At 70.0% G+C, this 12,754-nt stretch carries 12 protein-coding genes; 10 read left to right on the top strand and 2 right to left on the bottom strand.

Annotated elements, in window-relative coordinates; all coding sequences use genetic code 11:
- The first annotated feature begins 121 nt into the window (after nucleotides 1-121).
- The 7 genes from uraD to M1105_RS11110 all read left to right on the top strand — a co-directional run bounded on the left by uraD (nucleotide 122) and on the right by M1105_RS11110 (nucleotide 7,031).
- A complete protein-coding gene (uraD, locus tag M1105_RS11140; RefSeq protein WP_249580439.1) occupies nucleotides 122-652 on the top strand; it encodes a 2-oxo-4-hydroxy-4-carboxy-5-ureidoimidazoline decarboxylase in 531 nt (176 codons plus the stop codon).
- 91 nt (nucleotides 653-743) lie between these two features.
- Complete coding sequence (locus tag M1105_RS11135) at nucleotides 744-1,229, top strand: ureidoglycolate lyase (RefSeq protein WP_249580438.1); 486 nt, start codon at nucleotides 744-746, stop codon at nucleotides 1,227-1,229.
- Nucleotides 1,230-1,339: 110 nt separating this feature from the next.
- A complete protein-coding gene (locus tag M1105_RS11130; RefSeq protein ID WP_249580437.1) occupies nucleotides 1,340-2,860 on the top strand; it encodes a class I adenylate-forming enzyme family protein in 1,521 nt (506 codons plus the stop codon).
- Between the two features lie 248 nt (nucleotides 2,861-3,108).
- Nucleotides 3,109-4,218 carry an ABC transporter substrate-binding protein gene (locus M1105_RS11125; RefSeq protein ID WP_249580436.1) on the top strand — a complete coding sequence of 370 codons (1,110 nt, stop codon included), beginning with the start codon at nucleotides 3,109-3,111 and terminating at the stop codon, nucleotides 4,216-4,218.
- A gap of 75 nt (nucleotides 4,219-4,293) precedes the next feature.
- Entirely contained in the window at nucleotides 4,294-5,187 is an 894-nt protein-coding gene (locus M1105_RS11120; protein WP_249580435.1) for an ABC transporter permease, read from the top strand.
- The gene (locus tag M1105_RS11115; RefSeq protein WP_249580434.1) at nucleotides 5,184-5,975 is read left to right on the top strand and encodes an ABC transporter permease; all 792 of its coding nucleotides are present in this window, start codon (nucleotides 5,184-5,186) and stop codon (nucleotides 5,973-5,975) included. The genes M1105_RS11120 and M1105_RS11115 overlap by 4 nt, the downstream gene beginning before the upstream one ends.
- Nucleotides 5,976-5,978: 3 nt before the next feature.
- Nucleotides 5,979-7,031 (top strand): ABC transporter ATP-binding protein, encoded by a 1,053-nt coding sequence (locus M1105_RS11110; protein WP_249580433.1) that lies wholly within the window; start codon nucleotides 5,979-5,981, stop codon nucleotides 7,029-7,031.
- Between the two features lie 31 nt (nucleotides 7,032-7,062).
- Here M1105_RS11110 and M1105_RS11105 read toward each other — a convergent pair whose 3' ends face one another.
- Complete coding sequence (locus M1105_RS11105) at nucleotides 7,063-8,004, bottom strand: glycine reductase (RefSeq protein ID WP_249580432.1); 942 nt, start codon at nucleotides 8,002-8,004, stop codon at nucleotides 7,063-7,065.
- A 486-nt stretch (nucleotides 8,005-8,490) separates the two neighbouring features.
- Nucleotides 8,491-9,444 (bottom strand): DMT family transporter, encoded by a 954-nt coding sequence (locus M1105_RS11100; protein ID WP_249580431.1) that lies wholly within the window; start codon nucleotides 9,442-9,444, stop codon nucleotides 8,491-8,493.
- A gap of 279 nt (nucleotides 9,445-9,723) precedes the next feature.
- On the opposite strand from M1105_RS11100, the gene choX reads away from it, so the two are divergent.
- The 3 genes from choX to choV all read left to right on the top strand — a co-directional run bounded on the left by choX (nucleotide 9,724) and on the right by choV (nucleotide 12,741).
- Entirely contained in the window at nucleotides 9,724-10,641 is a 918-nt protein-coding gene (choX, locus tag M1105_RS11095; protein ID WP_249580430.1) for a choline ABC transporter substrate-binding protein, read from the top strand.
- A 67-nt stretch (nucleotides 10,642-10,708) separates the two neighbouring features.
- Entirely contained in the window at nucleotides 10,709-11,563 is an 855-nt protein-coding gene (choW, locus tag M1105_RS11090; RefSeq protein WP_249580429.1) for a choline ABC transporter permease subunit, read from the top strand.
- Nucleotides 11,560-12,741: a choline ABC transporter ATP-binding protein gene (choV, locus tag M1105_RS11085; protein WP_249580428.1), complete on the top strand. Its 1,182-nt coding sequence runs from the start codon at nucleotides 11,560-11,562 to the stop codon at nucleotides 12,739-12,741. The genes choW and choV overlap by 4 nt, the downstream gene beginning before the upstream one ends.
- Nucleotides 12,742-12,754: the final 13 nt, after the last annotated feature.

The raw sequence follows: 12,754 nt of genomic DNA, 5'->3' as shown, positions 1-12,754 counted from the left end.
TGCACGATCAAAGGGACGTGTGCACGATGAGGCAGCCTTCAGACCATGCACCGTGCGACCGCCGGCGCGCCGCACCGGCGCGGGTGGCCGCGCGCACGGTCGAGGCGCGCGGGAGCAAGGCATGAGCGCCGCGTCCAGCCACTTCCGGACCGCGCCGCCCTCGTCGATGGACCGGCAGGGTTTCCTCGCGCGCTATGGCGGGGTCTACGAGCATTCGCCCTGGATCGCCGCCGCCGTGTGGGACGCCGGCCGGGCGAGCGACGAGGTCGCCTCCCTTGCCGCCGCGATGGCCGAAGTGGCCGATGCCGCGCCCGTCACGGCGCGGCTGGCGCTTTTGCGGGCCCATCCCGACCTTGCCGGGCGGCTGGCGGTCGCGGGCTCGCTGACGGCCGCGTCGGCGGCCGAGCAGGCGGGGGCGGGCCTCGACCGGTGCAGCCCCGCCGAGTTCGCCGAGTTCCAGCGCCTCAATGCGGCCTACACGGCGCGGTTCGGCTTTCCCTTCATCGTCGCGGTCCGCGGGCTCGATCGCGCGGCGATCCTCGCGCGGTTCCGGGCGCGGCTGGACAACCCGCCCGAGGCCGAGTTCCACGAGGCGATGGCGCAGGTGCATCGAATCGCCCGGCTGAGGCTGGAGGCGCTCGCGGCAGGCTGATCGCGCCACCGGCCCCCGGATTGGCAGCGAGATCGGCGCGTCGGGATGTGATAATCTGGCTTGGTGTGTATGCGTGCCGGGAACGTCCCGTATGATTCTGAAACCCGAACCCTTGCTCCCCGAGAGCTTCGCGCCCTTCGGCACGGTCATCGAGACGGAGGACGCGGAGCGCCACAGCCTCGGCGACGGGCATGCGACGCTCTATCACCGGCTTGCCCGGCTCGATCCGGGGCCGCGAGGGACGGCCATCCTGTCGGTGCTGCGTGCGCGCCGTTGGCCGGGCCGCACCCTCGACCGGCTGGAGCGCCATCCGATCTCGAGCCGGACGCTCATCCCGATGACCACCGAGGACTGGATCGTGGTGGTCGCGCGTGGCGACAGGCCAACGGCCGGCGACTGCCGGCTGTTCCACGCCTTCGGGGACCAGGGCGTGCAATATGCCCCCGGCGTCTGGCACCACCCCCTGCTGATCCTGACGCAGAGCCAGGAATTCCTGCTGATCGAGCGCGACGGCGCCTCCGGCGAGGGGCTCGAGCAGATCGCGCTCGACCCGCCGGCAAGCCTTCCCTGGCCGTGACCGCCGCCTGATCCGGCGGCCCGCTCCGGCGCGCACGCAACGCGGCTGGTGACGCGCGGGGCCTCGAGCGGCTATGCCTCGGGTGTTGATGCCGTCCAGGAGCCTTGCCGATGAATATCGCCCGATGGTTGGAGGCCAGCGCCCGCCTCGCGCCCGACGCCCCCGCCCTGCTCGCGGGCGCGGCCGTGACGGCGGACTATGCGGCCTTCGCGCGCCGCGCCTCGGGCGTCGCCGGGACGCTGGAGGCAGGTCTGGGCCTGCGGCCCGGCGACCGCGTGGGCATCTTCATGGCCAACCGGACCGAGTATCTCGAGGCGCTCTACGGCATTCTCTGGGCCGGCGCCGCGGCGGTGCCGATCAATGCAAAGCTTCATCCCGCCGAGGCCGCCTGGATCCTTTCGGACGCGGACGCCGCCGCCTGCATCGTGGCGGGTGACACGTCCGAAGGGCTCGCGCAAGCGCTGCCCGGCCTGCCGCGGATCGCCGCCGACGACGCCGGATGGCGCCGCCTGAGCGCGAACGACGGCCCCGGTGCACCGGTCGCGCGGAACGGGGCCGATCTTGCGTGGCTGTTCTACACCTCGGGCACCACCGGCAGGCCCAAGGGGGTGATGATCACCCATGCGAACCTGATGGCGATGTCGCTGTGCTACCCGGTCGACATCGACCCGGTGACGGCGGGGGACTGCGCGCTCTATGCCGCGCCCATGTCGCATGGGGCGGGGCTCTACACCTTCATCCACACCCGCGCGGGCGCGCGCCACGCGGTGCCGGATTCGGGCGGGGTCGATGCGGACGAGATCCTCGACCTCGCGCCGCGCCTCGGCGGCGTCTCGATGTTCGCGGCCCCCACCATCGTGCGCCGCGTGGTGCAGCGGGCAAGGGCGCGGGGCCTGACGGGCGAGGGGATCAAAACCATCGTCTATGGAGGCGCGCCGATGTATCTCGCGGACATCGAGGAGGCGGTGGCGGCGATGGGGCCGCGCTTCGTGCAGATCTATGGGCAGGGCGAGGCGCCGATGACCATCTCGGCGCTTTCGCGCTCGCTGGTCGCGGACCGCAGCCACCCGCGCTGGCGCGAGCGGCTGGCCTCGGTGGGCGTCGCGCAAAGCTGCGCCGAAATCGCCATCGCCGACGAGACGGGGCGCCACCTGGCCCCGGGCGAGACGGGCGAGATCCTGGTGCGCGGCCCGCAGGTGATGCCGGGCTACTGGCGCAACGCCGAGGCCACGGCGCGCACGCTGCGGGATGGCTGGCTCTGGACCGGCGATGTCGGCCGGCTCGACGCCGAGGGGTTCCTCACGCTCACCGACCGGTCGAAGGACGTCATCATCTCGGGCGGCTCGAACATCTACCCGCGCGAGGTCGAGGAGGTGCTGCTGGAACACCCCAACGTGGCCGAGGCTGCGGTGGTCGGCCGCCCCCATCCCGAATGGGGCGAGGAGGTGGTGGCCTTCGTGGTGCCCGAGCCGGGCCGCCGGCTGGACCCGGCCGAGCTCGACCGCCACTGCCTGGGGCGGATCGCGCGGTTCAAGCGGCCGAAGCTCTACCGCGTGGCCGAGTCGCTGCCCAAGAACAACTACGGAAAGGTGCTCAAGACCGCGCTGCGCGAGGCTGCCGCCGAGGGGTGAGTCGGCCCGCCCGGTGCGTCGCCGGGGCGCGGGATGCGCGACTTGATCGAAAAGAAGACAAAACGCCATCACGGCACCGTGACAACATGCAGGCGACAGCGTTTTTTAGACATTTTGGCCTATTGTCATAAAATTTTCTTGGGCTTTTACTGTCGCCGCCAAATAACAATCGGCGCGCCGGGGGCGTCCGAGGCCGTTGGGGGGAACGGCCCGGCCTCCGGCACCATGACAGTCAGGGAGACCTTCAGATGACATTCTTGCGTGCGTCCCTCGTGGCCGCCTCAACGGCGGCGGCGCTCCTCGGTTCGACCTCTCTCGCCTCGGCGCAGAGCATGGACGAGCTCATCGCGGGCGCGAAGGCGGAGGGGATGCTGACCACCATCGCCCTGCCGCACGACTGGTGCGGCTATGGCGACGTGATCGCCGGCTTCAAGGCGAAGTATCCGTTCCTCACGGTCAACGAGCTGAACCCCGACGCGGGTTCGGCCGACGAGCTCGAGGCGGTGCGCGCCAACAAGGACAACAAGGGACCGCAGGCGCCCGACGTGCTGGACGTGGGCTTCGCCTTCGGCCCGGCGGCGAAGGACGAGGGCCTGACGATGCCCTACAAGGTCTCCACTTGGGATTCGATCCCCGACAGCGCCAAGGACGCCGACCGCCACTGGTATGGCGACTACTACGGCGTGCTCGCCTTCGCGGTGAACAAGGACCTGGTCGACAACGTGCCCCAGGACTGGTCGGACCTCATGAAACCGGAATACGCGAACGCGGTAGCGCTGGCGGGTGATCCGCGCGCCTCGAACCAGGCGATCCTGGGCGTGCTGGCGGCGGGCGTCGCGGCCGGCGGCGCGCCCGGCAAGGCGTCGGGCGAGGCCGGGCTGAACTTCTTCGCCGAGCTCAACAAGGCCGGCAACTTCGTCCCCGTGATCGGCAAGGCCGGCACGATCGCGCAGGGCGCCACCCCGATCGTCGTGATGTGGGACTACAACGCGCTGGCGGCGCGCGACACGCTGAACGGCAACCCGCCGATCGAGGTCGTGGTGCCGAAATCGGGCGTCGTCGCGGGCGTCTATGTGCAGGCGATCTCGGCTTATGCGCCGCATCCGAACGCCGCCAAGCTGTGGATGGAGTATCTCTACTCGGACGAGGGCCAGCTTGGCTGGCTCAAGGGCTACTGCCACCCGATCCGCTTCAACGACATGGCCAAGCGCGGCGTGATCCCGCAGGAGGTGATGGACCGCCTGCCGCCGGCCGAAGCCTATGAGAAGGCGGTGTTCCCGAGCCTCGACGAGCAGGCCGCGAACAAGGAAGAGGTGACCTCGGGCTGGGACAGCGTCGTCGGCGCGAACGTCCAGTGACGCAACTCTGACCGCTCGCCTGCCCCGGCCCGGCGCCGGGGCAGGCGACGCGCGCCTCCGACCGGACGCCCCCAGATGCAAACCTCCGCTTCACGGCCCCATCCCGTGGTTGCGCCCACGCGGCGGCGCCTGCCGCTCGCCTGGCTGGGCGTCGCGCCCTTTGCCGCCTTCGCGGGGCTGTTCCTGATCCTGCCAACGATGTTCATCGTGCTTGGCGCCTTTCGCAACGCCGCGGGCGAGGCGACGCTGGAGAACATCGCGAACCTGTTCCAGCCGTCGATCCTCGCGGCCTACTGGATCTCGATCCGCATCAGCCTCGCCTCGGCGCTGCTGGGCTGCCTGATCGGCTTCGCGGTCGCGGCGGCGGTGACGCTGGGCGGCCTGCCGGGATGGATCAGGGGACCGCTGCTGACCTTCTCCGGGGTCGCGTCGAACTTCGCGGGGGTGCCGCTGGCCTTCGCCTTCCTTGCCACGCTGGGGCGGCTGGGGCTGGTGACTGTGCTGCTGAAGGACTGGTTCGGCATCAACATCTACGCGATGGGCTTCAACCTGCTCAGCTTCACGGGGCTGACGCTGACATACCTGTTCTTCCAGATCCCCCTGATGATCCTGATCGTCACTCCCGCGCTGGACGGCCTCAAGCGCGAGTGGCGCGAGGCGGCCGAGATCCTGGGTGCCTCGGGCTTCCAGTACTGGCGGATCGTGGCGCTGCCGATCCTGTGGCCGACGCTGCTGGGCACGCTGGCGCTGTTGTTCGCGAACTCGTTCGGCGCGGTCGCGACGGCCTATGCGCTCACGGGCTCGTCGCTGTCGATCGTGCCGATCCTGCTGTTCGCGCAGATCCGCGGCGACGTGCTGCAGGACCCGCATCTGGGCTATGCGCTGGCCTTCGGCATGATCGTGGTCACCGGCATCGCGAACTTCCTCTACGTCTGGCTGAGGACCCGCAGCGAGAGGTGGATGAAATGAAGCCCGCCCGGATCTGGTCCTGGCTCGCGCTGGGCATCGGCGTGACCTACTTCTTCCTGCCGCTGATCGGCACGCTGGAATTCTCGCTGCGTATGCGGCGCGGCGAATACAGCCTCGACGCCTACCGCGTGGTGCTGGCCGATCCGCGGTTTCAGGAAACCTTCGCCTACTCGGTCGTCATGGCGCTGGCGACGATCGTCGTGGGCGTGCTGATCGTGGTGCCCACGGCCTACTGGGTGCGCCTCAAGCTGCCGCGCCTGCGTCCCGTGGTCGAGTTCATCACGCTGCTGCCGCTGGTCATACCGCCCATCGTGATCGTGTTCGGCTACATCCGGCTCTACAACACGTCGTCGATCCTGCCGCTCACGGGCACGGCGATGGGCACCAACGTGCTCTTGATGATGGGCTATGCGACGTTGTCGCTGCCCTACATGTATCGCGCGGTCGACACGGGGCTGAGGACCATCGACATCGCCACGCTGACCGAAGCCGCCCAGAGCCTTGGCGCCGGCTGGGTCACCATCATGACCCGGGTGATCCTGCCGAACGTGCTGGTCGCCGTGCTGTCGGGCGCGTTCCTGACCTTCGCCATCGTCATCGGCGAATTCGTGATGGCGGCCCTTCTGAACCGGCCCGCCTTCGGGCCCTACCTGCAACTGATCGGCGCGAACCGCGCCTACGAGCCGGCGGCGCTGGCGGTGATCGCCTTCGCCATCACCTGGATCTGCATGGGGCTGATCCAGCTGGTGACCCGGTTCTCGAAGCACACCAACGCGGCAAAGCGATAAACAATGGCCTTTCTCGATATCTCGGACCTTCAGAAGTCCTTCGGCCCCACCCGCGTGGTGCGCGACTTCAACCTCGCCGTCGAGCAGGGCGAGTTCATCTCGTTCCTCGGCCCCTCGGGCTGCGGCAAGACGACGACGCTGCGCATGGTCGCGGGTTTCGAGACGCCCAGCGCGGGCTCGATCCGCATCGACGGGCGCGACGTGGTGAACCTGCGCCCCAACCAGCGCGACATCGGCATGGTGTTCCAGTCCTATGCGCTGTTTCCCAACCTGACGGTCGCGCAGAACGTGGCCTTCGGGCTGAGGGTCAAGGGCATGCCCAAGGCGCAGATCGCGGCGCGCGTGGCCGAGATGCTGCGCATGATCCACCTGCCCGATCTGGGCGGGCGCTATCCCTTCCAGCTTTCGGGCGGGCAGCAGCAGCGCGTCGCCCTGGCCCGCGCGCTGGCGGGGCGGCCGCAGGTGCTGCTGCTGGACGAGCCGCTCTCGGCGCTCGACGCCAAGATCCGGGTCTCGCTGCGTGACGAGATCCGCGCGATCCAGAAGAGCCTGGGGATCACCACGATCTACGTCACCCACGACCAGGAAGAGGCGCTGTCGATGTCCGACCGCATCGTGGTCATGAACAACGGCGTGGCCGAGCAGGTCGGCACGCCCTACGAAATCTACAACCGCCCCGCGACGCGGTTCGTGGCCTCGTTCGTCGGCACCCTGAACCTGATCGAGGCGAGCGTGACCGATGCGGGCGCTGGCACCGTTCTGATCGGCGACACGGCCGTGGCGCTTGGCCGGTCGCTGGCGGGACGCACGCGCGTGACGCTGGCGCTGCGGCCCGAGGTGGTCTCGCTCCACCCGGTCGAGGGGCGTGAGACCCGGCTCGCGGGGCGGATCTCGGATGTCCATTTCCTCGGCTCGGTCATCCGCATCCGGGTGCGGGTGGTGGAAGCGCAGATCTCGCTCGACACCTTCAACACCTCGGACGCGCCGCCGCCGCGGCCGGGCGACTCGGTGAGCCTCAGCATCGCCGCGCGCGACCTGATGGTGCTGGCCGACTGAAGGCGTGCCGCCGGTCCGCCGGCGCGCGGTCTCAGCCCCGACCGGCAACCGCGTCGCGCAGGGCGCGCGCGGCGTCCTTGCCGCGGTCGAACTCGGCGCGCCGACGAGCGATCTCGTCGGGCGAGAGACGGGCGATGTTGCAGTAGTCCTGCTTCCAGCCAGGGCTGCCGTTCCAGCGCAGCGGAGAGCGGCGGATGGTGCGCGGGCCTGTCGCCGTCTCGATGAGGTCGAGCGCGAGGCCGAGCGTGAAGTCCTGCGAGGTCCGGTCGCCCGGCAACCCCGCCGCGTTGCCGAGCGGAAAGTCCGAGAACAGGAACCGCGGCGCGCCGACATGGGCGACGATGTCCTCGGCGCAGCCCATCACCACCGTGGCAATGCCCGCGGCCTCGAGCGCCGAGGCGGCGAGCGCCGTGCTCTGGTGGCACACCGGGCAGTTCGGCACGAGGATCGCCGCATCCGCACCGTCCTCCCGGCAGCGGGCCACCAGGTCGGGACAGTCGGTGTCGAGCGTCGCGCGCTGGCTGCGGTTCGTCGGCAAGCCATGGATGCGGGGCCCGACCGCGCCGATCCGTCCGGCCGCCGCCGCGCGCCTCAGGGCAGGAAGGGGGAAATAGCTGTTCGGATCCTCGGCCGTGGTGTGGTCGCGGTCGATGGCGACGTGGCTGATCCGCAGGTCGTGGTCCCGGGCCGCGTCGAGCGAATAGACCCGGTAGAACTTGGCCGCCGCGTTGTAGGGCGCGCCGGGTCCCTGGTCGCCCTTGTCGGGCTGGAAGGGCGCGGCGGTGGTGATCAGCGCGACGCGGCACGCCGACAACGGCCTTTCAAGGCGCCGGAAGGGAACCTCGGGCTGCCGCGCCCAGACATAGGGCGCGCCATAGCCCAGCGCGGCGTAATAGCTGCGCGTGCGCTCGATGTAGCGCACCGGCTCATCCTCGGACCCGGTTGCATGGCTGTTTCCCGTCGCGTCGGTCACGTCGCCTCCCTTCAGTGCTCGGCCGGTGCGTAGTTTCGCGCCCGTCGGCAGGCGGTGCAAGGCCGCAGCGGCGGACGCGCAGCGCAGGACCTGGCGGGAGAGACCTCTTTGCAGCCTGAGGTCGAAACGCTGGCCGGAAGCCCCGATCCGTTCCGAGAGTTCGCGCGCCATGTTCGGACAGGACCCGAACACCCCTCGGCGCCATCCGCGAGGGCCCCACGGTCGAGACCTGCCACGTGCTGGCCTAAATGCCGCTCGTCATGTTCAATGTGGTGGGCAGCAACGGCGCGACAGGGCTCGGGTTACCCGACGACGCGCTGGCACGGCGGGGACGCTCGCGGGCCTGTTCGTGCCGATCGTGCTGCATCTGGTGCTGTCGCGCAACCCGATGACCGGCATGCTGTTCCTGGGCGTCCTCGCTCGAACCGCCGGACGGATGCGCCCGGCAGCGCCGCGTCCGGGCCTCTGGCGACCCGGCGCCGCCCGTCAGGCCCGATCGGGCCGGCGGACGCGGGGGGCGGGCAGGACCTCGACCAGCGCGCCGAGGGTGACGAGGATTGCGCCCAGCGCCTCGGGCGGGCCGAAGGGCTCATCAAGGAAGATCGCGCTCGACACGACCCCTGAGACGATCTCGGCGGTCAGCAGGAAGCTGAGCGTGGCCGGCGGCAGGCGCTCGGCGCTCCACATCGTGGTGAAGATGATCGGCGCGAGATAGATCACCCCCGTCGCGAGCGCGAGCGGCAGCGCCGCAGACAGCACCTCCGGGCTGGGCACGACCGTCGCGCCGCCGCCCGAAAAGGCGACGAGACCTCCCGCCGCGAGCGCCCCGAGCCCGGTCGCCAGCGACAGCCGCGCGACGCCCGGCGACGCGGCGGTGAAGATCAGCGCCGTGCCCACCGACCAGGCGAGGCCCGCGCCCAGCGCCATCGTGTCGCCGATGCCCCAGCCCGTGCCGCCGAGCCCGCCGCCCAGCCCGACCCGGAAGATCGCGGCAACCCCGGCGAGCCCGAGGCCAAGCGCGAGCGTGCTGCGCCACCCCCAACGGCGCCCCATGAACAGGCATTCTATGGCAGTGCTCCAGGCCGGTGCGAGGTAGAACAGCAGGACCGCGCGCACGACCCCGGTATATCCCAGCGCGGCGGCGTAGAGCATCACGGCGGCGCCGCAGGCCAGCGCGCCCGCGAAGGCGCGGCGGACGGCCCGGGACGGCGCGAGGGCCGACGCGCCCGCCATGGCGCCGCGGCCCCGGCGCGCGCCCAGGGCGACGGCAAGCACGAATGCCGGAAGCGCGCCCGCCGCCATCGCGAGCCCCGACCAGACGCCCGAGAGCCCCGCGCCTTCGAGCATCCGGATCGGGACCCACCAGAGGCCCCACATCACGGCCGCCAGAAGCGCGAGGGCCAGGGCCAGGATCCGCCCCTCGCGCGCGCCGGGCGTCATGCCCGAGCACCCCGCCGGGACCGTCCGCGGCGGGCGTAACGACGTGCGACCATGGGATGCTTCCGTCGAGCCATGACCTCGGCTGTAGGCGAACCGCGCGATTCCCGGAAGCCTCGCCATCCGTAGGCAGGTCTGCACGCCCGGCATGACGCCCGCGCGCTCCTGGCGGGCCGCCCGTCGCGCTGGCATCGGTGGGGAAATCATGATTGTAATGATCTTTCAACATCCGCGCGGCCGTTCGGCCGGGCGCCAGCAAAAACGTCAACCGGAGGTTCCGCCATGAAACGCCTGCTCCTTGCCATGCTGCTCTCCAGTACCGTCGCCCCCGCGGCACTGGCAGCCGATCCCGACGCCTGCCGGACCGTGACCTTCTCGGATGTCGGCTGGACCGACATCCAGGCGACCACGGGCGTCGCGACCGTGCTGCTGGAAGCGCTGGGATACGAGCCCGAGGTGCAGGTGCTGGCGGTTCCGGTCACCTATGCCTCGCTGAAGAACAAGGACATCGACGTGTTCCTCGGCAACTGGATGCCCTCGATGGCGGCGGACGTGCAGCCCTATCTCGACGACGGCTCGGTCGAGACGATCGGCCAGAACCTGACGGGCGCGGGCTATGGCATCGTGGTGCCGAAATACGTGGCGGACGCGGGCGTCACCAGCCTGTCGGACGTGGCCGCGAATGCGGAGAAGTTCGACGCGAAGATCTACGGCATCGAGCCGGGCAATGACGGCAACCGCATCATCCTCGACATGATCAGCGGCGGCCAGCTTCCCGGCTTCGATCTGGTCGAGAGTTCGGAGGCCGGCATGCTGAGCCAGGCCGAGCGCGCGATCCGCGGCCAGGAATGGATTGCCTTCCTCGGCTGGACCCCGCATCCGGTGATGGGCGAGATGGACATCGCCTATCTCGACGGCATGGGAGACTCCGGCTTTGGCGCCGCGACCGTCCACACCAACGTGCGCGCGGGCTATGTCGACGAGTGCCCGAATGTGGGCCGGTTCCTCGGCAACCTCGTCTTCTCGCTGTCGATGGAGAACAGCATCATGGGCGAGATCCTGAACGGTGCCGACGCCAACGAGGCGGCCGAGGCCTGGCTCAAGGCCAACCCCGATGCCGCGACGCCGTGGCTGGAGGGCGTGACCACCTTCGACGGCGGCGACGCAATGGCGGCGGTGAGGGCGAGGCTCGGCGGCTGAGACCCTGCCGGCCTTAGGTGCGTGGCCGGGCCGCGGGGCCCGGCCGAACCCGAGGGGAGCGTGATCCATGGATCCCTTGAGCGCGGCGATCGCGGACACCAAGATCCCGATCGGCCAGTGGGGAAAGGCGTTCTTCACCTTCCTCACGGACAATTTCTATTTCCTTTTCAACAGCTTCTCGAAATCCGCGGCCTGGCTGCTGGATGGGCTGGTCGACCTGATCCTGGCGGTCCCGCCGGTGCTGACGGCGCTGGCCTTCGCGGCGCTCGCCTGGCGTCTGCAGCGATCGTGGAAGCTGGCGCTGGGCGTGCTCGCGGGGCTCCTGTTCATCATCAATCAGGGGCTTTGGGAGGAGACGGTCGAGACGCTGGTCCTGGTCGTCGCGGCGGCGGCGGCCTCGATGGCGATCGGCGTGCCACTCGGCATCCTCTGCGCCCATCGCGAGCGGCTGTGGCGGATGATGCAACCGGTGCTCGACCTGATGCAGACGCTGCCGACCTTCGTCTACCTGATCCCGGTGCTGATCATGTTCGGGCTCGGCCCCGCGCCGGGGCTGATCGTGACGGTGATCTTCGCCGCGCCCACTCCGATCCGGCTGACGTATCTGGGCGTGAAGTCGGTGCCCACGCCGATGATCGAGGCGGGTCTGGCCTTCGGCGCAACGCCGCGGCAGCTGCTGTGGAAGGTCGAGCTGCCGGCGGCGCTCCCCACCATCATGGCAGGGCTGACGCAGTGCATCATGCTCTCGCTCTCGATGGTGGTGATCGCCGCGCTGATCGGGGCGAACGGCCTGGGCAAGCCGGTGGTCCGGGCGCTCAACTCGGTCAACATCCCGCTGGGGCTCGAGGCGGGGCTGTCGATCGTGATCCTTGCGATCATTCTCGACCGCATGAGCCGGATCGGCGGAGGACAAGCGAAATGACGCCCGCGATCGAGTTCGAAAAGGTCGACATCGTTTTCGGCGACCGGCAGGCCGAGGCTTTGGCGATGATGGACAAGGGCGCGGAGCGGGGCGAGATCCTCGAGCGCACCGGCGCGGTTCTGGGCTGCGCGGACTGCTCGCTCGCGGTCGGGCAGGGCGAGATCTCGGTGCTGATGGGCCTCTCCGGCTCGGGCAAGTCGACGCTCCTGCGCTCGGTCAACGGGCTGAACCGCGTCGCGCGGGGGCGCGTGATCGTGCATGACAACGGCTGGTCGGCCGATGTCGCGCATTGCAGCGCGGCCGACCTGCAGCGCGTGCGCCGCGAATGCGTCGCCATGGTGTTCCAGCAGTTCGGCCTGCTGCCCTGGCGCACGGTGGCGGACAATGTGGGCTTCGGCCTCGAGCTCGCCGGCGTGCCCGCGGCGCAGCGGCGCGAGCGGGTCGAGGCCCAGCTCAAGCTGGTCGGTCTCGACCAGTGGGCCGGCAAGCAGGTGCACGAGCTCTCCGGCGGCATGCAGCAGCGCGTGGGCCTCGCGCGCGCCTTCGCGACCGACGCGCCCATCCTGCTGATGGACGAGCCCTTCTCGGCGCTCGACCCGCTGATCCGCGCCAAGCTTCAGGACGCCCTGCTGGAGTGGCAGGAGGTGCTGCGAAAGACCATCCTTTTCGTCAGCCACGACCTCGAGGAGGCGCTGAAGATCGGCAACACGATCACGATCATGGAGGGTGGCCGCATCGTGCAGAGCGGGCCGCCCGAGGACATCGTGCTGAACCCCGCGAACGACTATGTCCGCGACTTCATCGCCAACGTGAACCCGCTGAGCGTGCTGACCGCATGGAACGTCATGCGCGACCGGCGCGACCTCGAGCCGGCGGGCGAGGGCTGGCTCTGGCTCGACCGGCGGCAGACGACGCGCTTCCGGCTGGGGGCGGATGGCAAGGTGACCGAGGCCGAGTGCCGCGGCCGGCCGGCCGAGTGGATCTCCTGCGCCGAGGTGAACGAGGTCGATCCGGACCGGCCCGCGGTCTTCTGGGCCGAGCCGGGGACCTCGCTCAAGACCATCATGCTGGCGATGCACCGCTCGCACACCGCCCCGGTCGCGGTGTTCGGCGAGGACGAGGTGGTCAAGGGCGCGATCGGCGTGCGCGACGTTCTGCAGGCGGTGCTCCGCCGCTGAGGCGCGCGAGGGA

Origin of the sequence: Thermohalobaculum sediminis, from assembly GCF_023487995.1 — a bacterium.
GTDB lineage: Bacteria > Pseudomonadota > Alphaproteobacteria > Rhodobacterales > Rhodobacteraceae > Thermohalobaculum > Thermohalobaculum sediminis.
This window is presented reverse-complemented; position numbering and strand designations above follow the sequence as displayed.